Raw genomic sequence first — 26,227 nt, forward strand, 5'->3', positions numbered from 1 at the left:
GCGCCGCGGGGGGGGGCCGCGACGGGGGCTCAGTTGTCTAGGAAGCTCCGGAGCTTCCGGCTACGCGACGGGTGCTTCAGCTTGCGGAGCGCCTTGGCCTCGATCTGCCGGATGCGCTCGCGGGTCACCGAGAACTGCTGGCCGACTTCCTCGAGGGTGTGGTCGGTGTTCATGCCGATGCCGAAGCGCATGCGCAGCACGCGTTCCTCGCGCGGGGTCAGCGACGCCAGCACCCTTGTCGTGGTCTCGCGCAGGTTCGACTGGATCGCCGCGTCGATCGGCAGGACGACGTTCTTGTCCTCGATGAAGTCGCCGAGGTGGCTGTCCTCCTCGTCGCCGATCGGGGTCTCCAGCGAGATCGGCTCCTTGGCGATCTTCAGGACTTTCCGCACCTTCTCCAGCGGCATCGCCAGCTTCTCGGCCAGCTCCTCCGGGGTCGGCTCGCGGCCGATCTCGTGCAGCATCTGGCGCGAGGTCCGGACGATCTTGTTGATCGTCTCGATCATGTGCACCGGGATGCGGATCGTGCGGGCCTGGTCGGCGATCGAGCGGGTGATCGCCTGCCGGATCCACCACGTGGCGTAGGTCGAGAACTTGTAGCCGCGCCGGTACTCGAACTTGTCGACCGCCTTCATCAGGCCGATGTTGCCCTCCTGGATCAGGTCCAGGAACTGCAGGCCGCGGTTCGTGTACTTCTTGGCGATGGAGATCACGAGGCGCAGGTTCGCCTCGATCATCTCCTTCTTCGCCTGCCGGGCCTCGCGCTCGCCCTTCTGGACCATGTTGACGATGCGGCGGTACTCGCCGATCTCCAGCCCGGTCTCGGAGGCGAGGTCGAGGATCTGGGCGCGCAGCTCCGTCACCTGCTTCGAGCCGCGCTCGACCAGGTTCTTCCAGCCCTTGCCGCCTAGCGTGCCGACGCGCTCCATCCAGTTCGGATCGAGCTCGTAGCCCTGGTAGTGGCGCAGAAACTCGTCCCGGGCCACGCCGTGGCTCTCGGCATAGCGCATCAGCCGGCCCTCGTGGCCGATGAGTTGCTTGTTGATCGAGTAGAGCTGGCCGACCAGCGCCTCGATGCGGTTGTTGTTGAGCGACAGCGACTTCACGTCGGCGACGACGCTGTCCTTCAGCTCGATCTGCTTCTGGTTCTGGGCCGGGCTGTTCTTCTCGCCGGCAGCCTTGCGGTCTGCGCCCTCGGTCTGGAACTTGCGCAGCTTGCGGTAATTCGCGGCGATCGCGTCGAAGGTCTCGAGGACCCGCGGCTTGATCTCCGCTTCCATGGCGGCGAGCGAGACGTTGTTCTCGAGGTCGTCCTCGTCGTCGCCGCCCTCTGGCGGCGCCGGCGGCTCGGCCTCCTCGGCGCTCTCCTCGCTCTCGCCCTCGGCGATCTGCGGCGCGTTCTTGCCGTCCGGGCCGGCGTAGGTCGCCTCGAGATCGATGATGTCGCGCAGGAGGACCTTGCCCTCCACGAGCTCGTCCCGCCAGATGATGATCGCCTGGAAGGTTAGCGGGCTCTCGCAGAGGCCCGCGATCATCGCCTCGCGGCCGGCCTCGATGCGCTTGGCGATCGCGATCTCGCCCTCGCGGGACAGGAGCTCCACCGAGCCCATCTCGCGCAGGTACATCCGCACCGGATCGTCGGTGCGGTCGGTCGGCTCCTTGGTGGTCGTGGCGACCGTGACGGCGCGCGTCGGCGCGACCTCGGCCACCTCGCCGCCCTCGGATTCCTCTTCCTCGCCGTCGGCGCCGTTCGCCGCCTTCTCGGTGGTTGCAGCCTCGTCGGTCTCCTCGGCCTCGACCACGTTGATGCCCATCTCGGACAGCTGCGAGAGCACGTCCTCGAGCTGGTCAGGGTCGGACTGGCCCTCCGGCAGGACCTCGTTGACCTCTTCGTAGGTCACGTAGCCGCGCTTCTTCGCGAGCTTGACCATCCGCTTGACCGAAGCATCCGTCAGGTCGAGGAGCGGCCCGTCGGTCTGCTGCTCGGGGGCAGCGTCCGTCTCGTCCCGTTCCGTTGCCTTCGTCGCCATGATCAGCCTATTGTTTCGGGTGCGGCGCGCTGCGGGGGCCTGAGTAAGGCCGCTCCACGCCGTCGGCGCCGCGATACTTGCGAGTGGCCCCGGATTGCTCCGGACGCCTTGAGTCGTCGGGTTCCGTATGCAAGCCCGAGGCTTGACCAATTGTTAACTAACGCGGGGTTCGGCCCGTCGCCACCGCCATCGCACGGCCGTCATGCGGCGGTCGAGTCGTTCGACACCGGCTTGTCGGCTTCAGCCTCGGCAGCGATGACGGTCTCCAGCCTCGCCTTGACTTCGCAGAGCCATGCCCACCCGGCATCGGTCGGATCGTCTTCGAACGCCTGCCGTGCTTCGCGAAGTTCGCTATGTAGCGCGCCAGCCTGCCGGTGCAAGATCATCGCCTGTCTGAGAGCGTCCGCGCGCTGCTGCGGATCGGCGTGCGGGGACAGCGTAATCCGGTCTCGGGACCGGGCGAGCGCCAGAATCCGCTCCGCCGCCTCTCCGAGACCAGCCCGTGTGATGCGGGTTTGCAACAGGTCCGCGTTCGTTTGTCCATCCTCTGCGGCACAAGCGACCAGGACCGACAGGAGCGCCCGCGCGTCGGGGTGCTCGAAGTCGAGTTCCGAGACCTCGTCGCCGAACTCGCTGAGCATCTCCGGGTGGACCAGCAATGTGCCGGCGATCACCGCCTCGCGCACCGGCGCCGCCCCGGAGAAGCCCGCCGAGGCGGTCATCGAGGCGCTGGGGCTGCCGGTGATCCGCGGCGAGACCGGTTCGCCCGGGCGAACGAAGCGGCGGTTCTGCCCCTTCGGGCCGGGCCCGGGCCCGCTGGACCGCGCGTTCCGGGGCGACAGGCTGCGCAGCCGCTCCTCGATGTCGTCGCGGTAGTAGCGCTTGACGGTCTCGTCGCGGATCGTGGCGACGGTGGCGCGCAGCGTCTGGGTCAGGCCGGCCCGGCGCTCGGGCGTATCGGCCGGCCCCGATTCGAGCGCGCGGCGCCAGAGCAGCTCGGACAGCGGCAGCGCGGCCTGCAGCACCTGGTCGATCGCCCCGGGACCGCCCGAGCGCAGCAGGTCGTCGGGATCCTGACCGCCCGGCAGCAGGGCGATCCGCAGCGAGCGGCCTGGCTCCAGGGCCGGCAGGGCGATGTCGAGCGCCCGGAAGGCCGCCCGCTGTCCGGCCTTGTCGCCGTCGAAGCAGAGGATCGGCTCGTCGGCGTGGCGCCAGAGCAAGGCCAGCTGGTCCTCGGTCAGCGCGGTGCCGAGCGGCGCCACCGTCTCGGGATGGCCGGCCAGGGTCATGGCGATGACGTCGACGTAGCCCTCGACCGCGATGATCGAGCTGCGCTCGTGGGAGGCCTTGCGCGCGCCGTGGAGGTTGTAGAGCGTCCGGCCCTTGTGGAAGAGCGGCGTCTCGGGCGAATTCAGATACTTGGCGCGCACCTCCTTGGCGAGCGCCCGCCCCCCGAAGGCGACGACCCGGCCGCGGGTGTCGGTGATCGGGAACATCACCCGGTCGCGGAAATAATCGTACGGGACCGAGACATCCTCGCCGCCTGCGAGCAGGCCCAGCTCGACCATCAGCGCCTTGTCGACCCCCTGCCCGGCCAGGTGGTCGCGGAGGGCGTAGCGCTCGTTCGGCGCGTAGCCGAGCCGGAAGGCCCGCTGCGTGTCGTCCTTGAGCCCCCGGCGTTCGAGATAGGCCCGCGCCTCGCTGCCCGGCCCGGCCCGCAGGCGGTCCTCGAACCACCGCGCGGCCATCTCCATGACCTCGATCGCCCCGGCGCGCTGCTTCTCGGCGACGCGGGTATCTTCCGTGGGCGCCGGCAGGCTGACGCCGGCCTCGCTCGCCAGCCGCTCCACGGCCTCGGGAAAGCTCAGGCCCTCCGTCTCCATCAGGAACGTGAAGATGTCGCCGTGCTTGGACGATGAGAAGCAGTGATAGAACTGCTTCTGGTCGTTCACGTAGAAGGACGGCGTCTTCTCGGCGTTGAACGGCGACAGGCCGCGCCATTCGCGGCCGGCCTTCTTCAGCTGCACCCGCCGGCCGACCACGGCCGAGGCCGGCAGCCGGGCGCGGATCTCTTCCAGGATGTGGGGCGGATAGCGCACGGGGCCTGCGGATCGACTGCCTGACCGTTGGATATAGCGCGCCCGGGCGGTCCGAGTCCCGCCCGGTCGGTCGATCGTTCGATCAGGCGGGGGATTGTGGGGAGAGCCGGCGCCTCGGTCTCAGCCCTTCGCCGCCAGCGCGGCCTTCACCAGCCCGCTCGCCTTGCCGAAATCCATCCGGCCCGCGAAGGTGCCCTTCAGGGCGGCGATGACGCGGCCCATGTCCTTCTGGCCGGCGGCGCCGGTCTCGAGGATCGCGGCGTCGACCGCCGCCTTCATCTCGGCCTCGTCCATCTGCTTGGGCAGGAACGCCTCGATGATCGCGATCTCGGAGCGCTCGTTGGCGGCGAGTTCCGGGCGTCCGCCCTGCTCGTAGACCGTAGCCGATTCGGTGCGCTGCTTGATCATCTTCTGGAGCAGCGACAGGATCTCCTCGTCGGAGGCCGGCTCCTTGCCGAGGCCGCGAGCCTCGATGTCCTTGTCCTTGAGGGCGGCCTGGATCATCCGCACGGTGGCGAGCTTGTCCTTGTCGCCGGCCTTCATGGCCTCCTTCATCTCGGTGGTGAGGCGGGCGCGCAGCATCTCGATGAACCTTTTGACGGGAGAAACGGGGGGCTGGCCTGCACTTTGCGGGTGTTGAGCCTCGTCGGCCGCACGGCCACATTGACCCGATCGCGGGCCGCTCGCTAAGAGCGCCGCACACGATCATGCCGCCAGCCGAGCGTACCGCATCGCGGTGCCTGCCTTCGGCCGGACATAAGCGAGACCGACCCGATGCTGCAAGACGCCGCCGCGCAGGCCTCCAAACCCGCTGGCTCCAAAGCCGCTGCCCCCGAGCCCTGGGCGGAGCCCGTCGCGACGGCCCTGCTGGTGCTGGCCGACGGGACCATCCTGGAGGGCTTCGGCATCGGCCGGACCGGCGTCGCCGACGGGGAGGTCTGCTTCAACACGGCGATGACCGGCTACCAGGAGATCCTGACGGACCCGTCCTATGCCGGGCAGATCGTCACCTTCACGTTCCCGCATATCGGCAATGTCGGCACCAACGACGAGGATCTGGAGAGCCTCGAGGCGGCCCCGGCCTCGGGCGTGCGCGGCACCGTGATCGCCTCGGCGGTGACCAAGCCGTCGAGCTGGCGGTCGTCGTCACATCTCGACGGCTGGCTCGACGCCCGCGGCATCGTCGGGATCACCGGGGTGGACACAAGGGCGCTCACCGCCCGCATCCGCGACGGCGGAATGCCCAACGCCGTGATCGCCAACGATCCCGAGGGCCGGTTCGACCGGGAGGCCCTGAAGGCCCGGGCCGCGGCCCTCGCCCCGATGGAGGGCCTCGACCTCGTGCCGCCGGTGACCAGCCGCGCCAACTCGGAATGGTCCGAGACCGTCTGGGCGCTCGGCGACGGCTACGGCAAGCGCGCGCCCGGCGAGGGCCTGAAGGTCGTGGCGATCGATTACGGCGTGAAGCGCAACATCCTGCGGCTGCTGGCCCAGGCCGGCTGCGACGTCACCGTGGTACCGGCCACCACCAGCGCCGAGGAGATCCTGGCGCTGAAGCCCGACGGGGTGTTCCTGTCCAACGGTCCCGGCGACCCGGCGGCGACCGGCACCTATGCCGTGCCGGTGATCCGCAAGCTGCTGGACGAGAAGGTGCCGACCTTCGGCATCTGCCTGGGGCACCAGCTCATGGGCCTCGCGCTCGGCGGCCGGACGCTGAAGATGGGCCAGGGCCATCACGGGGCGAATCACCCGGTCAAGGACAAGACCACCGGCCGGGTCGAGATCGTCTCGATGAACCACGGCTTCGCGGTGGATCCCGCGAGCCTGCCGGCCAGCGCGGTCGAGACCCATGTCTCGCTGTTCGACGGCTCGAATTGCGGGCTCACCCTCACCGACCGCCCGGCCTTCTCGGTGCAGCACCATCCCGAGGCTTCGCCTGGCCCGCGCGACAGCCACTACCTGTTCGAGCGCTTCGTCGCGCTGATGCGCTCCGGTGCGCCGGAGACCGCGAAGGACGCCTGATCGGTCCGCGTCGGCGCGGTCCCATTCAGGCCGCGCCGGGGTCACAAAATCCGCGAATTCCGGCGGCTTATAGAACCCATCGACGGGCCGCACATGGCGGTTCCGTCCGGGGGGATTGCCGGATGACCATCGACGAGGCGCGCGACGACTTCTCCCGCCTGCACCGGACTTTCACGTTCCATCTCGGTGTCGCGGCCAGCCTCGCCTGGGCGACCGCGCTCTACGCCGCCGTCTACGCCCCCTGGGTGCGCAACATCCGCGCCCTGATCGATCCCGCCGCCGGCCTGGACCGGGTCGAGAGCACGGTGTCCTACCTGTTCGCGATGCCGGCCGTGCTCGCGTTCGCCTGGGTGTCCCTGTATTTCGGCCGCGAGATGCTGCGCCGGGCGCAAACGCTCTCGAACGTCGCGCTCGAATTCGCCGCCGCCGCCCTGGTCGCCTTCGGAATCTTCTACCTGTCGATCGACCGGGCGCTCGCCGCGCTTCACGCCGGATTCTGAGCGGGGACAACGGGCCGCCCCCGCCGGACCCCTACTGCACCTTCTCGAACAGCGGCTCGAAGCGCTTGGCGGCGAGCTTGCCGTGCTGGACCGCCTTTGCGGCCTCGAGGTTCTCCGGCTTGTCGCCGACCTCGATCAGGCCGACCATGCCCATGATGTAGTGCGGCGAGCACTTGAAGCCGTAGAGGCCGGGCGTGTCGAAGGTCACAGCCTCCTCCTTGCCGACCACGGTCTTGAAGGTCGGCGCGCCCTCGGGCGCCATGCCCTTGATGAGTTCGGCGTTGTGGCCCTTGTCGGCCGGCACGAACCGGACCGTGTCCCCGGGCTGAATCTTCACGAAGGCCGGATCGAAGACCATCATCCCGCCCGGGCCGTTGTTGAGCGTCTTAACGGAGACTTCCGTCGCCCGTGCGCCGGCTGCCGCGCCGAGCAGAAGCATCGCCGCGCTGAACGTTTCCCTGATCATCGTCAATCTCGAATTGTTATCGTTTCAATCGACGGACCCGTCGATCGAAAGAGCTTTATGGAGCTGGGAACGACTCGACAATGCCGTTCGCCATCGGGCGAAGACTTCAGAACTATTTGAATCTGGCGTGAGGCCCGCGGACCCGCCGGCAACGCCCCGCACCATCGCCGAACGCGCACGGCCTTCCAATGCGCCGATCCGCCGTGTAAACGCGGCGCTCAACGACAATCCCGCCACGCGCGTCCGGGAGCAGGGCCGATCCGAGCCGTGCCCGATCGGGCGCGCTTGGCCTGAAAAGGCCGCAGATGCCCAAGCGCACCGACATCTCCTCGATCCTCATCGTCGGTGCGGGACCGATCATCATCGGGCAGGCCTGCGAGTTCGACTATTCCGGGACCCAGGCCTGCAAGGCGCTCCGTGAGGAGGGCTACCGCATCGTCCTGGTGAACTCGAACCCCGCGACGATCATGACCGACCCGGACATGGCGGACGCGACCTACGTCGAGCCGATCACCCCGGAGATCGTCGCCAAGATCATCGAGAAGGAGCGCCCCGACGCGATCCTGCCGACCATGGGCGGCCAGACGGCGTTGAACTGCGCCCTGTCGCTGCAGAAGATGGGCGTGCTAGCCAAGTACGGCGTGCAGATGATCGGCGCCACCGCGGAGGCCATCGACAAGGCCGAGGACCGGAGCCTGTTCCGGGACGCGATGACCAAGATCGGTCTCGACACCCCGAAATCGGCGCTCGCCAACGCCTCGGCGGCCAAGAAGGCCGACCGGGAGAAGTTTCTGGCCGAGATCGCCCGGATCGAGGCCGCCAACGCCGACCCGCAGGCGCGCGCCGGGGCGATCACGGCCTTCGAGCGCAAGTGGCAGTCCGGTGAATCCGAGCGGCGCAAGCGCTACAGCGAGCACGCCCTTGGACAGGCCCTGATCGCGCTGGCCGAGGTCGGCCTGCCGGCGATCATCCGCCCGTCTTTCACCATGGGCGGCACCGGCGGCGGCATCGCGTACAACCGCGAGGAGTTCCTCGACATCGTCGAGCGCGGCATCGACGCCTCGCCGACCAACGAGGTCCTGATCGAGGAGAGCGTGCTCGGCTGGAAGGAGTACGAGATGGAGGTAGTCCGCGATAAGGCGGACAACTGCATCATCGTCTGCTCCATCGAGAACATCGACCCGATGGGCGTGCATACCGGCGACTCGATCACCGTCGCCCCCGCGCTGACGCTCACCGACAAGGAATACCAGGTGATGCGCGACGCATCGCTGGCGGTGCTGCGCGAGATCGGCGTCGAGACCGGCGGCTCGAACGTGCAGTTCGCGATCAACCCCGAGAACGGGCGGATGATCGTGATCGAGATGAACCCGCGCGTCTCGCGCTCCTCGGCGCTGGCCTCCAAGGCCACCGGCTTCCCGATCGCCAAGGTCGCGGCTAAGCTCGCGGTCGGCTACACCCTCGACGAGATCGCCAACGACATCACCGGCGGCGCGACCCCGGCCTCGTTCGAGCCGACGATCGACTACGTCGTCACCAAGATCCCCCGCTTCGCCTTCGAGAAGTTTCCGGGCGCAGAGCCGACGCTCACCACCGCCATGAAGTCGGTCGGCGAGGCGATGGCGATCGGCCGCTGCTTCGCGGAATCGCTGCAGAAGGCCCTGCGCTCGCTGGAGACCGGGCTGACCGGTCTCGACGAGATCGAGATCGAGGGCCTCGGCCGCGGCGACGACCACAACGCCATCAAGGCGGCGCTCGGTGTGCCGACGCCGGACCGGCTGCTCAAGATCGCCCAGGCCCTGCGCCTCGGCGTGAGCCACGAGGAGGTCCACGCCTCCTGCAAGGTCGATCCGTGGTTCCTGGAGCAGATCCAGGCGATCGTCGACCTGGAGAACCGGGTGAAGGCCCACGGGCTGCCGGGCACTCCCGGGGCGTTCCGCCAGCTCAAGGCCGCCGGCTTCTCGGATTCGCGCCTCGCCGTGCTGGCGAAGTTGGAGGAATCCGAGGTCCGGGCCAAGCGCCGGGCGCTCGACATCCGTCCGGTCTTCAAACGCATCGACACCTGCGCGGCCGAGTTCAAGGCGCCGACCGCCTACATGTACTCGACCTACGTCGCCCCCTTCGCCGGCACGGTCGTCGACGAGGCGCAACCGACGGATGCCAAGAAAATCATCATCCTGGGCGGCGGACCGAACCGGATCGGCCAGGGCATCGAGTTCGACTATTGCTGCTGCCACGCCTGCTACGCGCTGTCGGAGGCCGGCTACGAGACCATCATGGTCAACTGCAACCCGGAGACGGTCTCGACCGACTACGACACGTCGGACCGGCTCTACTTCGAGCCGTTGACCGCCGAGGACGTGCTGGAGATCATCGAGACCGAGCGGCAGGCCGGCACGCTGCACGGCGTCATCGTGCAGTTCGGCGGCCAGACCCCGCTGAAGCTCGCCCGCGCCCTGGAGGCTGCCGGCGTGCCGATCCTCGGCACCTCGCCGGACGCGATCGACCTCGCCGAGGACCGCGACCAGTTCAAGCGCCTCCTCGACAAGCTCGGGATGAAGCAGCCGAAGAACGGCATCGCCTACTCGGTGGAGCAGAGCCGGCTGATCGCCTCCGAACTCGGCCTGCCCTTCGTGGTGCGCCCGAGCTACGTGCTGGGCGGCCGCGCCATGGCGATCATCCGCGACGAGAGCCAGTTCGCCGACTACCTGCTCGGCACGCTGCCGAGCCTGATCCCGTCCGACGTCGTCGCACGCTATCCGAACGACAAGACCGGGCAGATCAACACGGTGCTGGGCAAGAACCCGCTGCTGTTCGACCGCTACCTGTCGGACGCCGTGGAGATCGACGTGGACGCCGTCTGCGACGGGCAGGACGTGTTCATCGCCGGCATCATGGAGCACATCGAGGAGGCCGGCATCCACTCCGGCGATTCCGCCTGCTCCCTGCCGTCGCGCTCGCTCTCCCCGGAGACCATCGCCGAGCTGGAGCGCCAGACCACCGCGATGGCGCTGGCGCTCAAGGTCGGCGGCCTGATGAACGTGCAGTACGCGATCAAGGACGGCGACATCTACGTGCTGGAGGTGAACCCGCGCGCCTCCCGCACCGTGCCGTTCGTCGCCAAGGTGATCGGCGAGCCGATCGCCAAGATCGCCGCCCGGGTGATGGCCGGCGAGAAGCTCGCGAGCTTCGGCCTCAAGCGCAAGGAATTGGCCCACATCGCCGTCAAGGAGGCGGTGTTCCCGTTCGCGCGCTTCCCCGGCGTCGACGTCCTGCTCGGACCGGAGATGCGCTCCACCGGCGAGGTGATCGGCCTCGATGCCAGCTTCGGCGTGGCCTTCGCCAAGAGCCAGCTCGGCTCGGGCACGCAGGTGCCGCGCTCCGGCACCGTGTTCGTCTCGGTGCGCGACGCCGACAAGGCCCGGATCCTGCCGAGTGTGAAGCTGCTGTCGGAACTCGGCTTCTCGATCCTGGCCACCGGCGGGACGCAGAGATACCTGGTCGAGAACGGCGTGCCGGCCGAGCGCGTCAACAAGGTCTTGGAGGGCCGGCCGCACGTGGTCGACTCGATCAAGAACGGTGACATCCAGCTCGTGTTGAACACGACGGAGGGCGCGGGTGCGCTGTCGGACTCGCGCTCGCTCCGCCGCGCGGCCCTCTTGCATAAGGTGCCGTATTACACCACTCTAGCCGGCGCGATGGCTGCGGCCGAAGGGATCAAGGCCTATCTAGAAGGCGATCTCCAGGTTCGCGCCTTGCAAGAATACTTTGCGGCCTGAGCCTCAGGGTCCCGCTGACTTAACTTCGTGGCCCGGGGAGAGTGCTTCACTCTCGGCCGGGCCTCTTCATTGTGGCGCGAGACGATGACGATAGACAAGGTTCCGATCACGGTGCGCGGTTTCGCGGCTCTCGAGGAGGAGCTGAAGCACCGCCAGCAGGTGGAGCGCCAGCGCATCGTCGCGGCCATCGCCGAAGCCCGCGCGCACGGCGACCTGTCCGAGAACGCCGAGTATCACGCTGCCAAGGAGGCTCAGTCCCACAACGAGGGACGCGTGATGGAACTCGAGAGCATGATCGCGCGGGCCGAGATCATCGACGTCGCGAAGCTGTCCGGCGACAAGATCAAGTTCGGCGCCACCGTGAAGCTCGTCGACGACGACACGGAGGAGGAGAAGACCTACCAGATCGTGGGCGAGCCCGAGGCCGACGTGCATGCGGGCCGGGTCTCGATCACGTCCCCGATCGCGCGGGCGCTGATCGGCAAGGGTGTCGGCGACACGGTCGAGGTGACGACGCCGGGCGGCGGCAAGTCGTACGAGGTCGTCGGCGTCCAGTTCGGCGGCTGAGCGCGATGCGCGCGTATGCCCGGAGCTGGCTCGCCGGCCTCCTCCTGCTGTGCGGGCTGGTGCCGGCCTCGGCGGCCGGCGATTTTCCGCCGACCGCAACCTTCTCCGACGTCCGGGTCGACGTGCGGCCCCTGCGGGACAAGGGCGCCGGCCTCCAGGCCGACGCGCTCGCGGCCGACCTGAGCGCGGCCCTGCGCAAGACTTTCGCGGGGCGGATCGGCGGCGCCGGACCGCGTCTGGTGGTGGTCGTGACGGCGCTGTCGTTGCGCCCCTATGTCGGCGGCGGCGCGATGCGCGGCCGGGGCGGCAATTTCGAGACCGACTACCTGGAGGGGGAGGCGCTTCTCGTCGGCCGCAACGGGCAGGTGCTCGGGCGTCACCCGCAGATGACCGCGACCCCGTCGAGCTACGGCGGCGCGTGGTACGCCCCCGATTTCGAGGCGCGGCGGCTGGCGGCGATCGCCGACATCTACGCCCAGTGGCTCGCCCGCGACCTGCCGCGGAATTAGCCCCGGCCCGGCCCGCGGTGTAAGGCGTTCCCGATGAGAAGCATCGACGTGCCGGAGGCGACGCCCGCCTCGCCGGCTCAGACATCCGTGCGGCGCGAGCCCCCTCCCGAACTGTCGCAGGCCCGGGCCTGGATCATCACCGACGGCAAGGCCGGCGACGAGAACCAGTGCGTCGGCATCGCCGAAACCCTCGGGGTCCCGTTCGAGATCCGCCAGGTCCCGGCCGCCGGCCCATTCGGATGGGTCGCCCCGTGGGGGCCGATCGACCCGCGCGAGAGCCCGCGCCGCCGCAACGGCGCCCTGTCCGGGCCCTACCCCGACCTGCTGATCGCCTCGGGCCGCCGGGCGGTGCCGTATCTCCGGGCGCTGCGGCGCGCAACCGACGGGCGGACCTTCACGGCGTTCCTCAAGGATCCGCGGACCGGGGCGGACAGCGCCGACTTCATCTGGGTGCCGGATTACGACGACCTGCGCGGCCCCAACGTCTTCACGACCCTGACGGCGCCGCACCTGGTCACCGCCGCCCGGCTGGAGGCGGCCCGGGCCAACCCGGATCCGCGGCTCGCGAACCTCGACGGGCCGCGCGTGGCGGTGCTGGTGGGCGGCGATAGCCGGCACCTGAGCTACCGCAAGACCGACATGCAGCGCCTCGTGGGCGAGTTGCGCAGCCTGATCGACCAGGGCTGCCGGCTGATGGTGACGATCTCCCGGCGCACGCCCAACCCGCTGCGCGACGCGGTCAAGACGCTCACGGCCGAGACCGGGGGCTTCCTCTGGGACGGCACCGGCGACAACCCCTACGTCGCCATGCTGGCGCTCGCCGAGGCGATCGTGGTCACCTCCGATTCGGCCAACATGGTCAGCGAGGCGGTGGCGACCGGCGCACCCGTTCTGCTGTTCGACCTGCCGCGTACCTATATCCGGCATCGGCGGATGTTCGCCGGCCTGGCGATCGCCGGGGCGCTGCGGCCGTTCACCGGTCGCTTAGTCGATCTGCCCTACAAGCCGATCGACGCGACCCCGGTGATAGCCGAGGCACTCGCCAAGGCTTACGCTGCGCACCGCGCGACCGGACTGACCTGAAGGGAACGAGAGAGATGGCCCACACGCACGCCAAGCTCGTGATCGTCGGATCCGGCCCGGCCGGCTACACGGCCGCGGTCTACGCCGCCCGCGCGATGGTCGAGCCGCTGCTGATCTCCGGCTTCCAACCCGGCGGCCAGCTGATGATCACCACGGACGTCGAGAACTACCCGGGCTTCGCCGAGGCGATCCAGGGGCCGTGGCTCATGGAGCAGATGCGGCTGCAGGCGGAGCATGTCGGGACCAAGATCGTCTCGGAATACATCACGTCGGTGGATCTCAAGCAGCGGCCGTTCCGGCTGGAGGCCGATTCGGGCGAGACCTATTCATGCGATGCGCTGATCATCGCCACCGGTGCCCAGGCCAAGTGGCTCGGCCTGCCCTCCGAGGCGGCGTTCCAGGGCGGCGGCGTCTCGGCCTGCGCGACCTGCGACGGCTTCTTCTTCCGCGGCAAGGAAGTCGTGGTGGTCGGCGGCGGCAACACCGCGGTCGAGGAGGCGCTGTACCTCGCCAACATCGCCAAGAAGGTCACGGTGGTGCACCGCCGGGACAGCTTCCGGGCCGAGCGGATCCTGCAGGAGCGGCTGTTCAAGCACCCGAACGTCACCGTGCTGTGGCACCGGGAGATCGCCGAGATCTGCGGCGTGCAGAAGCCGGCTCCGACGGTCACCCATGTCCGGCTCAAGGATCCGCGTTCGGGCGAGATCAGCGACGTGCCCGCCGACGGCGTGTTCGTGGCGATCGGTCACCAGCCGGCCACCGCGATCTTCGAGGGCCAGCTGCCCATGCGCCACGGCGGCTACCTGTCGGTGCGACCGGGCACCGCCGAGACCGAGATCCCCGGCGTGTTCGCTGCGGGCGACGTGACCGACGACGTCTACCGGCAGGCGATCACGGCTGCCGGCATGGGCTGCATGGCTGCCCTGGAGGCCGAGAAGTTCCTCGCCAACCTGGAGATCGGCGAGAGCCCGATCCAGGCCGCTGCCGCCGAGTGAGACCACGCAGCGCCAAGGCTTCGGCGCTCTCGGACCAAAGTCCTGTCAACAACTTCGCGATCTGAACCCTTGCGTCGGACCATGCGCCGGGCGCATAGGGGTTCTGACCGGGCAGGGCTGCAAACCTTGCATGCCCCAGCAGCGCCGGCCGCGTCCGCGCGGCGTCGGCCGCGTGCGGATCGCCCGGTGCTACGCCTGATGCAGCACCGGCCCGGCGCGGGCCGCGCATCGAATGCGGATTCGCGGTGGTGGGGGTTCTCGCCTTGGATTGGGACAAGATCCGGATCTTCCTGAACGTCGCAGAGGCGGGCAGCTTCACCAAGGCGGGCGACGATATCGGCCTCAGCCAATCGGCGGTCAGTCGCCAGATCAGCGCCCTGGAACGTGAGCTGAAGGCGCCGCTGTTCCACCGCCACGCCCGCGGCCTGATCCTGACCGAGCAGGGCGACCTGCTGTTCCGCGCCGCCCGGGACATGAAGCTGCGCCTGGAGAACACCCGGGCGCGCCTCGTGGAGACTTCCGAGCGGCCGACCGGCGACCTCAAGGTGACCACCACGGTGGGGCTGGGCACCTCGTGGCTGTCGCAACGGGTCGGCGAATTCCTGGACCTCTACCCCGATGTGCGGATCGAGCTGATCCTGACCAACGAGGAGCTCGACCTCGCCATGCGGGAGGCGGACGTGGCGATCCGCATGCGTCGCCCGGCCCAGCCGGACCTGATCCAGCGCCGGCTGTTCACCGTGCATTACCACGCGTTCGCCAGCGTCGATTACGTCAAGCGCTTCGGCGAGCCCAAGACCATCGAGGAACTGGACAATCACCGCCTGGTCTCGTTCGGCGGCAACGAGCCCTCCTACCTGCTGGCGGCCCATTGGCTGGCCGATGCCGGGCGTGAGGGCCGCGACCGGCGCAGCGTCCACCTGACGGTGAACAACATCGGCGCGCTCCAACGGGCCATGGAAGCCGGCGCCGGCATCGGCATCCTGCCCGACTACGCGGTGGACGGCGACCAGCAGCTCACCCAGGTGCTGCGCGACACCGAGATGCCGAGCCTCGAGAGCTACCTGGTCTACGCCGAGGAGATGCGCTCGGTCGCCCGGGTGCAGGCGTTTCGCGACTTCCTGGTTTCGAAGGCGCAGCGCTGGACCTACTGACCGGCCCTTGCGCGGTCGATGATAGGTCCGGTTTCACAAGATCGTCGATCTTTTGCGGGTGCAGGGCTCCGCCCTGCAAGTCTCAGGGGCTTCGCCCCTGAGAACCCCACCAAGGCGCCCAGGCCATATGGGATCTAGTCGTCCCTCACAGGAACAGCCGCTCGCCCTCCAGCCCCTTGTACAGCCCGGCGACCTGCTCGCCGTAGCCGTTGTAGATCAGCGTCGGCACCCGCTCGTCGGTGCCCAGGACCCGCTCGGAGGCCTGGCTCCAGCGCGGATGCGGCACCGCCGGGTTCACGTTGGCCCAGAAGCCGTACTCCGAGGCCTGCAGGCCCTCCCAGAACGTCTTGGGTCGGTCGGCGGTGAACGAGATCTTGACCAGCGACTTCGCCGACTTGAACCCGTATTTCCACGGCACCGCGATGCGGATCGGCGCGCCGAACTGGTTCGGCAGCGGCTTGCCGTAGACGCCCGTGACCACGAAGGCGAGGTCGTTGCCGGCCTCGGCCAGGGTCAGACCCTCGGTGTAGGGCCAGGGATAGTAGAACGCGCGCTGGCCCGGTGCCATCGCCTTGTCCATGAAGGTCTCGAACCGGATATACTTGGCTCCGGAGCCGGGCTTGGCGAGCGCCACGAGCTTCGACAGGGGAAACCCCGTCCACGGCACCGACATCGACCAGGCCTCGACGCAGCGGTGACGGTACAGCCGCTCCTCAAGTCCGATCTTCCGGATCAGGTCCTCGACGCCGATCTCGAACGGCTTCTCCACAAGGCCGTCGATCTTCAGCGTCCAGGGCTGGGTCTTGAGGGCGTTGGCGGCCGGCAGCACCGTCTTGGACGTGCCGAACTCGTAGAAGTTGTTGTATGCGCCGCTGAACTGCTCCGGCGTCAGCGGCCGGTCCAGCGTGTAGGCCGGGTTGCGCGGCGCCGGGTAGAGCGCCGCATCACCGGCGGCCGCGAAGGCGGAGCGACCGCCCAGGACGGATCCGGCGGCCAGCCCGGCGGCGGCTCCGATCAGTGCCCGGCGGTTCAGGAAGACGGCCTCGGGCGTGGCCTCGGTCTCCGGGATCTCCCACCCGCGCCTGCTCCGGATCAACATCGCTTCTCCTCGCCTGTCCCGCGCGAACAGCCCACAGATCGGTCTGCGCCGACAGGGGTACAACCGCCGCAGTCTCACCATTCGGCGATCGGGGCAGGCGGTTACGTGCGCGGCCGACGACGATCCGCCGCGGGCACGCTCAGCCGGGCGGCGTCTCGTCGCGCAGGACCCGGCGCAGCACCTTGCCGACATTGGTCTTGGGCAAGGCGTCGTGCAGCACCACCCGGCGGGGCACCTTGTAGCCGGTGAGCTGGGTGCGGGCATGCGCCCGCAGGGCGTCGGTGGAGACCGCCGGATCCTTCATCACCACGTGGGCGACCACCATCTCGCCGGTCTCCTCGCTCGGCGCGCCGACCACCGCGCATTCCAGAACCGCCGGATGGGCCGCCAGCACCTCCTCGACCTCGTTCGGATAGACGTTGAACCCCGAGACGAGGATCATGTCCTTCATCCGGTCGACGATCTTGATCTGGCCGTCCGGCTCCATCACGGCGACGTCCCCGGTGCGGAAGAAGCCGTCCGGCGTCATCGCGCGCGCGGTCTCATCCGGCCGGTTCCAGTAGCCGCGCATCACCTGGGGCCCGCGCACGCAGATCTCGCCCGGCTGGCCCGGCGGCACCGGCTTGCCGGCGGCGTCGCGGATCGAGAGTTCGGTGGACGGGAACGGGAACCCGATCGTCCCGGAGAACTCCGTCATGCCGGGCGGGTTGGCGCTCACCACCGGAGAGGTCTCCGACAGGCCATAGCCCTCCAGGATGGTGTTGCCGGTGAGCGCCTTCCAGCGCTCGGCCACGGGACGCTGCACCGCCGTCCCGCCCCCGACGACGAAGTCGAGGTTCGAGAAGTCGACCGTGTCGATCTTGGGGTGGTTGATCAGCACGTTGAACAGCGTGTTCACGCCCATCAGGCACGTGAAGCGGTGGCGGCTGAGGGTCTTCACCATGCCGTCGCAGTCGCGCGGATTGGGGATCAGCAGGCACGACCCGCCGTTGCGCATGAACTGGAAGAAGCAGGCCGTCAGCGCGAAGATATGGTAGAGCGGCAAGGCCGTGACGGCGCAGCGGAGGATGCTCGGATCCTTCGAGTTGAACCAGACCTGCGACTGCTCGACGTTGGCCATGATGTTGCGGTGGCTGAGCATCGCCGCCTTGGCCACGCCCGTTGTCCCGCCGGTGTATTGGAGGAACGCCAGATCCTCCGGCGCGACCGGCACCGAGGCGTGCGGCATGCCGCTGCCCCGGCGCAGGGCGGTCGTGAACGGCAGCGCCAGCCCGTCGGGCAGCTGGAACGGCGGCACGGCCTTGCGCACGTGGCGGCTAGCCAGGTTGATCACCTGACCCTTGAGCCCGAGGCCGTCGCCGGGGCCGACCAGGAGGATGCGCTCCAGCGTCACGTCGGCCAGAGCCGCCGCGACGGTCGCGCCGAAATTCTCGAGGACGATCAGGAAGCGAGCGCCCGAATCGTTGATCTGCTGGGAAAATTCCCGGGGCGTGTAGAGCGGGTTGACGTTGACCACCGTCCCGCCGGCCGAGAGCACACCGAACAGGGCCACCGCGTAGGCCGGCACGTTCGGCAGCATGATCGCGACGCGGTCGCCCTTCGCCAGCCCCTGGGCGCGCAGCCAGGCCGCCAGGGCGCGCGCCTGCTTGCCGAGGCCCGCATAGGTCAGGGTCGAGCCGAAGCAGAGCATCGCCGGGCGGTTGGCGAAGGCCGAGACGCTGGTCTCGAACAGGTCGACCAGCGTACCGAGGCTGTCGACGTCGATCTCGGCCGGGACCCCCGGCGGATAAGCGGCGAGCCAGGGACGGGGGGAAAGCCGTGCGAACGCCGGATCCGTCTCGGACCCGTGCGTGCGTGCCGTCGCACCGTGCTCGATTACGCTGGCCTCGCGCATCGCGTCGTCTCCCGCGAGCCCGACTCTCGACGGTCGGGTCTCGTCCCTACGCAGAACCCCCCGACTGTGGGCGAACCCACCGCCACTAGCAAGGCGCCGCCGTCAGGCGGTCCGACGTAGCCGGCTGAATGTCGTCAGCGCGGCGTGCGGCAGGGCGGCGACGGAAAGGAGCAGCGCGGCAAGGCCGGCCTCGGGCAGGCGCAGGCCCCGGAGCGGCCAGGATCCGAACCCGAGCGGGACCGCGAGCCCGATCACGCCGGCGCCGAACCAGAGGGCCAGGTACGCCAGCAATCCGGCCCCGATCCGCCGCAGACGCGGGCGCAGGGGCCGGTTGGCGGCCAGAGCGAACAGGCCGAGGGTGCCGCCGAAAATCGCCGCCGCGACGCCGGCGCCGAGCCCGTAGGCCAGCCATAGGGGCTGATGGGTCAGGAACGCCATCCCGCCGGTGGCGTAGCCGCCGCGCAGGATCAGGCCTCCGAAGGTCGGGTAGAGACCGATCACAGCGAGGGCCGCGGTGCCGAGCGACGCGAACAGGATCCGTCGGAATGCCGAGGCCGGCCCCGGCCCCGCCGCGACCGTCGCGAGATGCGCGATCCCGTAGACGAGCGCGAAGGCGAAGAGCGGATAGCGGGCGATGAAGTAGCCGTAGATCCAGGGCTCGAACGCCTCCGGCACGGCGGAGCGCTGGCTGAAGCCGGTGACGGTCACCAGCGCCAGCGCCGCGAGCGCGGCCAGGATCGGGGCTGCGGCCAGGAGCATCTTTCTCAGATCGGCCACAGACGCATCGGTCTGGTCACGCGCAACGGACTGCACAGGGCGCGCCCCTATCAAACGATCGTTCCGTTGCCGGCGTCCGGATCATGCTGGCACCTGGGCACCCACCTTGTCATCCCGGGGCCGCGCAGCGGAGCCCGGGACCCATAGCCACCGACCGATCGAAACCTGGCCGCGTCGGCGATTATGGGTTCCGGGTTCGCCTGCGGCGCCCCGGAATGACAAAATCGGTCTGTCAGGCTGCCGTCCATAGACCAGACGACGGCATCTCCGACGCTGAGCAGCTCAGACACATGATCCGCCTCACCGCGCCTCGTAATGGTCGCGCACCAGCCGGTCGAGGAGGCGCACGCCCCAGCCCGCGCCCCAGCTGCGGTTGATCTCGCTGGCGTTCGACGACATCGCCACGCCCGCGATGTCGAGATGCGCCCACGGCACCTCTTCGACGTAGCGCTTGATGAACGAGGCCGCGGTGGCGGCGCCGCCGTGGCGGCCGCCGGTGTTCTTCATGTCGGCGAACTTGGAATCGATCGCCTTGTCGTAGGCGGGGATCAGCGGCATCCGCCAGACCTTCTCGCCCGTGGCCTCGCCGGCAGCGTTGATGTTGGCGGCCAGCGCGTCGTCGTTCGAGAACATCCCGGCGATGTCCTGGCCGAGCGCCACGATGATCGCCCCGGTCAGCGTCGCGAGATCGACCATTGCCTTCGGCTTGGCGCTACGGACCACGTGGGTGATCACGTCGGCGAGCACGAGGCGGCCCTCCGCGTCGGTGTTGATGACCTCGATGGTCTGGCCGGACATGGAGGTCAGGATGTCGGACGGGCGGTAGGCGCCGCCGTCCGGCATGTTCTCGACGATGCCGATTGCGCCGACGACGTTGCACCGGGCCTTGCGGCTGGCAAGCGCGTGGAGCGCGCCGACCACGGCGGCCGCGCCGCCCATGTCGCCCTTCATGTCCTCCATGCCGCCGCCCGGCTTGATTGAGACGCCGCCGGAATCGAACACCACGCCCTTGCCGATGAAGGCGACCGGTGCCTCGCCGGCGGGGCCGCCGTTCCAGCGCATGATCACGATGCGCGGCTCGCGGACCGAGCCCTGCGCCACCGCGAGCAGCGCGCCCATGCCGAGTTCGCGCATACGCGCCGGCTCGATGACCTCGATCTCGACGCCGAGCTTCGACAGCTCCGAGGCGCGCCGGGCGAACTCATCCGGGAAGAGCACGTTCGGCGGCTCGTTCACGAGGTCGCGCGCCAGGATCACGCCCTCGGACAGGGTCCGGGCGCCCTCGCCCTCGCGGGAGGCCGTGCCGTGCTCGGCGAGCAGGAGGGTGAGCGTGGTGCCGCTCTTGTCCTCGGCGTCGGGCTTCTTCTTGGTCTTGTAGCGGTCGAAGGCGTAGACCCGCAGGCGCGCGCCCAGCGCGAACTCGCCGGCCTGCGCGGCGCTGACATTCGTGCCCGGCCAGTCGAGCACCACCCGGGCCGCCCGGCCCGCGACCTTGCCGGCGGTGAAGCCGCCGAGCGCCGGCCAGTCGGTCTTGGCCCGGTCCTTCTCGGAGCCGAGCCCGACCACGACGAGCCGGTCGGCGCTGACGCCCGCCGGCGTCGGCAGGCTCATGGCGCTGAGCGAGCGGCCCTTGAATTTCTCCGAGGCCGCGGCCTTCGCCACGAGGTCGGCACCCGCGGCGCCGAGCGCCGCCCGGGCCGCCGAGCCGAGGGCGAGGTCGTCGCCGACGAACACCACGAGATCGCCCGTTCCTCCCGGGCCCTGGCCGCTCTGCTCCAGGGGTCCGAAACCGATCTCGATACCGTCCGCCATACCCGTCGTCCTGCCCAATGTTCCGCAGCCGTTCCCACGCTTGGGCCATGCCGCAAGGCGTGATCCGCCTTGTGTAGCCGCTGAGGCGGCAAACGCAACGCGACGCAGCAGCCCTGGAATCGCCCCTTTTGTCGGTTCCCTGGCCCGTGAGGGCGCGAGAGGACGGGCGGAACTGCCGGGCCAATGAGGCAGATCGAGCGCTACATCTTTCGGATCGCCCTGGGCGCGAGCCTCGCGTGCCTGATCGGCCTCACCGGCACGATCTGGCTGACGCAGGCCCTGCGCGAGCTCGATCTGGTGACCGCCAAGGGCCAGACCCTCCTGGTCTTCCTGTTCGTGACCGGGCTGTCGCTGCCGACGCTGGTGGTTGTGATCGCGCCCGTGGCGCTGTTCATCGGCACCGTGTACGCGCTGAACAAGCTCAACGGCGATTCCGAGCTGATCGTGATGTCGGCCGCCGGCATGCCGCCGCGCGCGCTGCTGCGGCCGTTCCTGACGCTCGCGCTGATCGTGAGCTTCCTGGTGGGGTTCCTGGTGGTGGTGGTGATGCCCGCGAGCTTCCAGGAGCTGCGCGACGTGATCACCCGGGTGCGGGGCGACTTCATCGCGAACGTCGTCAAGGAGGGGCAGTTCACCCAGCTCGACAACGGCATCACCTTCCACTTCCGCGAGCGCGGGCCCGGCGGCGTGCTCAAGGGCCTGTTCATCCAGGACCGGCGCGAGGCCGGGAAGACCAAGGTCTACCTCGCCGACCGCGGCAACGCCGTCGACATCGACGGGCAGAGCTTCCTGGTCCTGGAGAACGGCAGCGTCCACCAGCAGCAGAAAGATTCGCGCGATTCCTCGATCCTGACCTTCGAGCGCTACACGATCGACCTCGCGGCCTTCGCGCCCCCGGATGCCGACACGATCTACAAGCCGCGCGAGCGCTCGACCTCGCAGCTGCTGTTCCCCGACCAGACCGAGGGCTACTACAAGCTGCAGAAGGGCCGGTTCCGGGCCGAGCTGCACGATAGGCTGTCGGCCTGCCTCTATCCGCTGGCCCTGGTTTTCATCGCCTTCGCGGCGCTCGGCGATCCCCGTACCACCCGGCAGGGCCGCGGGCTCGCGGTCGCCGGGGCGATCCTGGCCGTGGTCGCCCTGCGGATCGCCGGCTTCGCCGCGGTGAGCGCCGCCGCGCGCAGCGCCGGGGCGGTGGCGGCGATCTACGGTGTCCCGCTCCTGGCGATCGCGCTGTCCGGCCTGCTGATCTTCTTCGGCCCGCGGGTGCGCGCCTTCAATGCCGCGGTGGCGGGCGCGGTGCGCGCCCTGTTCCGCGCCCCGCGCCTCGCCCCGGCACGCTGAGCCCACGATGCTGATCGGTCCGACCCTCGGGCGCTACTTCGCCGCCCGGTTCGCCCGCACGGTGCTCGGTGTGTTCGTCACCGTGTTCGCGCTGGTCTACACCTTGGACTTCGTCGAGCTCCTGCGCCGGGCCGGCGAGGCCGAGGGCGCCTCCACCGGGCTGATGGCGCTGCTCTCGCTCTACCGCACCCCGGCGGTGGCCGAGGGCGTGCTGCCCTTCGCGGTGCTGTTCGGCTCGATGGCAGCCCTGCTGCAGCTCTCGCGCAAGCTGGAACTGGTGGTCGCGCGTGCGGCCGGGATCTCGGCCTGGCAGTTCCTCCAGCCCGGCTTCTTCGTGGCCCTGGCGCTGGGGGCCGTGGCCGTCGGCATCTACAACCCGGTCTCGGCCTTGCTGAAGCAGCGCTCCACCGAGATCGAGGCCAAGATCTTCGCCAAGTCGACCAAGGCGGGGTCCGGCAAGGATCTCTGGATCCGCCAGCGCGGCCTGGACGGCGAGGCGATCATCCGGGCCGAGACCGCCATCGAGGGCACCACGACCCTGGCGGGCGTTTCGGTCTTCACCTTCGACGAGGCCGGCAAGTTCGCCGAGCAGATCGTGGCCGCCCAGGCCACCCTGCACGACGGCTACTGGGCGCTGTCGGACGCCCGCGTGCTGGCCCCGGACGCGCCGCCTGAGTCGTTCGACACCTACCTGATCGCCTCGAACTTGGACCCCGGGCAGGTCCGGCAGCGCTTCACCCCCCCGGAATCTGTGCCTTTCTGGCAACTTCCCACAACCATCGCGCGGACCGAGCGGGCCGGTCTCGACGCCACCCGATACCGTCTTCAGTACGATGTCCTGTGGGCCCGGCCGGTCCTGTTTCTGGCCATGGTGATCGTGGCTGCAACCGTTTCCTTACGGTTCTTCCGCTTTGGTGGGGTCGGTAAACTCGTCCTCGGCGGCGTCGCGGCGGGCTTCGCTCTCTACGTGGTCCGACAGGTCATGGAGGGGCTCGGCGCCTCCGGACTCGTCGCCGCACCGGTGGCGGCCTGGTTCCCCGCCGTGGTAGGCAGTCTTCTCGGTACGCTTACGCTTCTGTACCAGGAAGACGGCTGACGCCCGTGAGTCATCGCGGGACGGGAGACGGGTGTGTGAGGTTGGTGGCGGATCACGTCACAGGGGTTGGGTCGCGCGTTGCGTAAGGTTGCCCACATCCTGCGGAAGACGGCCCTCCTGGCCGCGCTGGCACTCGCCGCGCCGCTGGCCGGGGGCGTCTCGGCGCATGCCCAGGGGATGGCTGCGCCGAAGCTCGGCAATTCGGGCGGGAAGCTGCCGGGCGACAAGCTGCTCGTCGAGGCCAACGAGCTGATCTACGACAACGACCACAACACCGTGACCGCGCGCGGCAACGCCGAGCTGCATTTCGGTCCCCGGACCCTCCAGGCCGACAGCGTGCGCTACGACCGCGGCACCGGCCGGGTCTTCGCCCAGGGCAACGTCCGCCTCACCGAGGCCGATGGCGGCGTCGTGACCGGCGCACGCATGGAGCTGACCGACGACTTCAAGACCGGTTTCGTCGACGCGTTCCGCGGCCAGCAGACCGTGGAGCGGCGGACCGAGACTGTGCGGACGCGGTTCTCGGCGCCCCGGGCCGAGCGTCTGAACGGCGAGCAGACCAGCTTCGAGGCCGGCAGCTACACCGCCTGCGAGCCGTGCAAGGACAACCCGGAGACGCCGCCGCTCTGGCAGATCCGCGCCAAGAAGATCATCCACGACAACAAGACCCACACGATCTACTTCGACGATTCCACCCTGGAGATCGCCGGGATCCCGGTCGCCTACCTGCCCTATTTCGAGGCGGCGGATCCGACCGTGAAGCGCAAGACCGGCTTCCTGACGCCGCGCTTCATCTCGACCACGGCGCTCGGCCGCGGCGTGTCGCTGCCGTACTTCGTCGACCTCGCGCCCAACTACGATCTGACCATCACCCCGACCCTGCTGAGCCGCCAGGGCGTGCTCGGCCAGGCCGAGTTCCGCCAGCGGATCGACAACGGCTTCTACAACATCCGCCTGTCGGGCATCTCGCAGACGACTCCGTCGGCGTTCCTCCCGAGCCCGCTGGGGGCCGGCGAGCGCGACTTCCGCGGCTCGGTGGAATCGCAGGGGCGGTTCTACATCAACGACCGCTGGCGGACCGGCTGGGACCTCGTCGGCGTCACCGACAAGTGGTTCCTCGACAACTATAGAATCCGCAACCAGAACATCACCACGGACTATTTCCGCGAGGCGACCTCGACGGCCTACCTGGTCGGACAGGGCGACCGGTCGTGGTTCGAGGCGCGCGGCTACTACTTCAAGGGCCTGTCGAGCTTCGACTGGCAGAAGCAGCAGCCGATCGTCGCGCCGGTGATCGACTACGACAAGCGCGTCAACGGCCCGGCCGAGATCGGCGGCGAAGTGCGGTTCCAGGCCAACATCACCAGCCTGACCCGCGAGACCACCCAGTTCCAGGGTCTGCCCCGCACCTCGAGCTACCTGTTCTCGCCGAGCGTGAACGGCGTCAGCTTCCCGCTCTATCAAACCTGCACGGTGTTCCAGCGCGGCCTGTGCGCCATCGACGGGCTCGCCGGCACCAACACCCGCGCCTCGGCGGAGCTGTCCTGGCGCCGGAGCTTCATCGACGATTGGGGCCAGAAGTTCACGCCGTTCGCGTATCTGCGCACCGACGCGTTCTTCACCAACCCGAGCTTCTCCGGCTACCAGAACGACCTCGCCCCCCAGGTCGCCAAGATCGACGACGGCTTCGCCGGCCGGGTGATGCCGGCGGTCGGGCTCGATTACCGCTACCCGTTCGTCGCCAATTTCGGCGCGCTCGGCGTCCACACCCTGGAGCCGATCGGCCAGATCATCGCACGCCCGTCCGAAACCCGGATCGGCCGCCTGCCGAACGAGGACGCCCAGAGCCTGGTGTTCGACGACACCTCCCTGTTCGAATGGGACAAGTTCTCGGGCTACGACCGGGTCGAGGGCGGCGTGCGCACCAATCTCGGCGGCCAGTATTCCGTGGTCACGCCCTCGGGCTGGTACACCAACGTGATGTTCGGCGAATCCATCCAGCTCGCCGGCGTGAACTCGTTCCGCCGGGGCGACATCGCCAATGTCGGTCTGGATTCCGGACTGGAGACCCGCCGCTCCGACTTCGTCGGGCGGTTCCAGGTCTCGCCGAACCAGAACATCACGTTCATCACCCGGGCGCGGTTCGACCAGTCCGACTTCCACGTCGCCCGGCTCGAGACCGGCGCCACGGCGCGGTTCGCGCCGTTCCTGCCGCTCACCGTCTCCGCGTTCTACTCGTATTACGAGGCGCAGCCGCTGCTCGGATACAGCCACTACCGCGAGGGCGTGACCGCCAGCGCCACCTACAACATCACGCCGAACTGGTTCGTCTCCGGCTCGCTGCTGGTGGACCTGACCCACTACCTCGACATCCGCAACACCTACACGGATGCCCTCTCGGCCTACCTCGCCAACCCGATCGGCACGGTGCCCACCTACCAGAACCCGGGCCGGTTCTACCTCTCCGGCGCGAGCTTCGGCGGCGGCTACCAGGACGAGTGCACGACCATCTCGATCAACTACATCAACTCGCCGATCGCCACCGCGACCGGTGTCCGCGAGCGCAACCAGACCGTGCTGCTCCGCCTCGAGCTGAAGACGCTGGGCGAAGCGGATCTGCGCCAGAACGTCGGCACCGCCACCACCGCGGACGGCATCGCCACCGTGCGGTAGTGTGCTGGGGTTTTTTGGGTAGAGCCTAGGTCGCGGCAGGCTCCGCACCGGAAAACGCGCCGTCCGCACAAACGCGTTGCTGGCTAGCGTTGGTGCGGACGGCGTAGGTCCCCTCCCCGCAAGGGCTCCGGGTTAGCCGGGTTGGACGATTCATCTCTCGCAGAGTGATCCCCAGATCCGATGACCCGCGCCGTCATTCCGGGGCGCCGCGGGCGGGCCCGGAACCCAGAACCGCTATCGGTGCAGGAGCACGACACGTCGGCGTCTCTGGATCCCGCGCTCCGCTGCGCGGCCCCGGGACGCCGCGCTGCGTCTCATCCGGAACCAC

At 69.1% G+C, this 26,227-nt stretch carries 19 protein-coding genes; 11 read left to right on the top strand and 8 right to left on the bottom strand.

Annotation, left to right across the window (positions count from 1 at the left end; translation table 11 throughout):
• Positions 1-29 precede the first annotated feature (29 nt).
• The 3 genes from rpoD to AC0IY0_RS10150 form a co-directional block, all read right to left on the bottom strand.
• Positions 30-2,030 carry an RNA polymerase sigma factor RpoD gene (gene rpoD / locus AC0IY0_RS10140; protein ID WP_147906656.1) on the bottom strand — a complete coding sequence of 667 codons (2,001 nt, stop codon included), beginning with the start codon at positions 2,028-2,030 and terminating at the stop codon, positions 30-32.
• 200 nt (positions 2,031-2,230) lie between these two features.
• On the bottom strand, positions 2,231-4,129 hold the full coding sequence (gene dnaG / locus AC0IY0_RS10145) for a DNA primase (RefSeq protein ID WP_471763729.1): 1,899 nt from the start codon (positions 4,127-4,129) through the stop codon (positions 2,231-2,233).
• A 120-nt stretch (positions 4,130-4,249) separates the two neighbouring features.
• The gene (locus tag AC0IY0_RS10150) at positions 4,250-4,711 is read right to left on the bottom strand and encodes a GatB/YqeY domain-containing protein (protein WP_147854239.1); all 462 of its coding nucleotides are present in this window, start codon (positions 4,709-4,711) and stop codon (positions 4,250-4,252) included.
• A 192-nt stretch (positions 4,712-4,903) separates the two neighbouring features.
• On the opposite strand from AC0IY0_RS10150, the gene carA reads away from it, so the two are divergent.
• Positions 4,904-6,151, top strand: coding sequence for a glutamine-hydrolyzing carbamoyl-phosphate synthase small subunit (gene carA, locus AC0IY0_RS10155; protein ID WP_147937832.1), 1,248 nt, complete (start codon positions 4,904-4,906; stop codon positions 6,149-6,151).
• Between the two features lie 122 nt (positions 6,152-6,273).
• Positions 6,274-6,651, top strand: a complete 378-nt coding sequence (locus AC0IY0_RS10160) for a hypothetical protein (RefSeq protein ID WP_147906653.1) — start codon at positions 6,274-6,276, stop codon at positions 6,649-6,651.
• A 31-nt stretch (positions 6,652-6,682) separates the two neighbouring features.
• On the opposite strand, the gene AC0IY0_RS10165 is transcribed toward AC0IY0_RS10160, so the two are convergent.
• A complete protein-coding gene (locus tag AC0IY0_RS10165; protein ID WP_147937834.1) occupies positions 6,683-7,117 on the bottom strand; it encodes a pseudoazurin in 435 nt (144 codons plus the stop codon).
• A 305-nt stretch (positions 7,118-7,422) separates the two neighbouring features.
• Here AC0IY0_RS10165 and carB point away from each other — a divergent pair, with 305 nt between their 5' ends.
• The 6 genes from carB to AC0IY0_RS10195 all read left to right on the top strand — a co-directional run bounded on the left by carB (position 7,423) and on the right by AC0IY0_RS10195 (position 15,204).
• On the top strand, positions 7,423-10,896 hold the full coding sequence (gene carB, locus AC0IY0_RS10170; RefSeq protein ID WP_147906651.1) for a carbamoyl-phosphate synthase large subunit: 3,474 nt from the start codon (positions 7,423-7,425) through the stop codon (positions 10,894-10,896).
• A 90-nt stretch (positions 10,897-10,986) separates the two neighbouring features.
• Positions 10,987-11,463, top strand: a complete 477-nt coding sequence (gene greA, locus AC0IY0_RS10175; RefSeq protein ID WP_187193718.1) for a transcription elongation factor GreA — start codon at positions 10,987-10,989, stop codon at positions 11,461-11,463.
• Positions 11,464-11,468: 5 nt separating this feature from the next.
• The gene (locus AC0IY0_RS10180; protein ID WP_471763730.1) at positions 11,469-11,972 is read left to right on the top strand and encodes a hypothetical protein; all 504 of its coding nucleotides are present in this window, start codon (positions 11,469-11,471) and stop codon (positions 11,970-11,972) included.
• A gap of 33 nt (positions 11,973-12,005) precedes the next feature.
• Complete coding sequence (locus AC0IY0_RS10185; protein ID WP_471763731.1) at positions 12,006-13,055, top strand: mitochondrial fission ELM1 family protein; 1,050 nt, start codon at positions 12,006-12,008, stop codon at positions 13,053-13,055.
• A gap of 14 nt (positions 13,056-13,069) precedes the next feature.
• On the top strand, positions 13,070-14,050 hold the full coding sequence (gene trxB, locus AC0IY0_RS10190; RefSeq protein ID WP_147937839.1) for a thioredoxin-disulfide reductase: 981 nt from the start codon (positions 13,070-13,072) through the stop codon (positions 14,048-14,050).
• A gap of 263 nt (positions 14,051-14,313) precedes the next feature.
• Entirely contained in the window at positions 14,314-15,204 is an 891-nt protein-coding gene (locus AC0IY0_RS10195; protein WP_147854249.1) for a LysR family transcriptional regulator, read from the top strand.
• Positions 15,205-15,349: 145 nt separating this feature from the next.
• Here the strand turns inward: AC0IY0_RS10195 and msrP are convergent, their stop codons facing one another.
• The 4 genes from msrP to AC0IY0_RS10215 all read right to left on the bottom strand — a co-directional run bounded on the left by msrP (position 15,350) and on the right by AC0IY0_RS10215 (position 20,786).
• Positions 15,350-16,303, bottom strand: a complete 954-nt coding sequence (gene msrP, locus AC0IY0_RS10200) for a protein-methionine-sulfoxide reductase catalytic subunit MsrP (RefSeq protein WP_147906646.1) — start codon at positions 16,301-16,303, stop codon at positions 15,350-15,352.
• Between the two features lie 139 nt (positions 16,304-16,442).
• Entirely contained in the window at positions 16,443-18,197 is a 1,755-nt protein-coding gene (locus tag AC0IY0_RS10205) for an AMP-binding protein (RefSeq protein ID WP_471763732.1), read from the bottom strand.
• 102 nt (positions 18,198-18,299) lie between these two features.
• Positions 18,300-18,974 (bottom strand): hypothetical protein, encoded by a 675-nt coding sequence (locus tag AC0IY0_RS10210; protein WP_419830380.1) that lies wholly within the window; start codon positions 18,972-18,974, stop codon positions 18,300-18,302.
• Between the two features lie 300 nt (positions 18,975-19,274).
• On the bottom strand, positions 19,275-20,786 hold the full coding sequence (locus tag AC0IY0_RS10215; RefSeq protein ID WP_471763733.1) for a leucyl aminopeptidase: 1,512 nt from the start codon (positions 20,784-20,786) through the stop codon (positions 19,275-19,277).
• Between the two features lie 183 nt (positions 20,787-20,969).
• Between AC0IY0_RS10215 and lptF the strand changes: the two genes are divergently transcribed.
• The 3 genes from lptF (at position 20,970) to AC0IY0_RS10230 (ending at position 25,899) form a co-directional block, all read left to right on the top strand.
• Positions 20,970-22,130 carry an LPS export ABC transporter permease LptF gene (lptF, locus tag AC0IY0_RS10220; RefSeq protein ID WP_147906643.1) on the top strand — a complete coding sequence of 387 codons (1,161 nt, stop codon included), beginning with the start codon at positions 20,970-20,972 and terminating at the stop codon, positions 22,128-22,130.
• Positions 22,131-22,137: 7 nt separating this feature from the next.
• Complete coding sequence (gene lptG, locus AC0IY0_RS10225; RefSeq protein ID WP_147906642.1) at positions 22,138-23,226, top strand: LPS export ABC transporter permease LptG; 1,089 nt, start codon at positions 22,138-22,140, stop codon at positions 23,224-23,226.
• A 78-nt stretch (positions 23,227-23,304) separates the two neighbouring features.
• Complete coding sequence (locus AC0IY0_RS10230) at positions 23,305-25,899, top strand: LPS-assembly protein LptD (protein WP_147937842.1); 2,595 nt, start codon at positions 23,305-23,307, stop codon at positions 25,897-25,899.
• Positions 25,900-26,227: the final 328 nt, after the last annotated feature.

It is taken from the genome of Methylobacterium sp. AC315 (assembly GCF_979253755.1).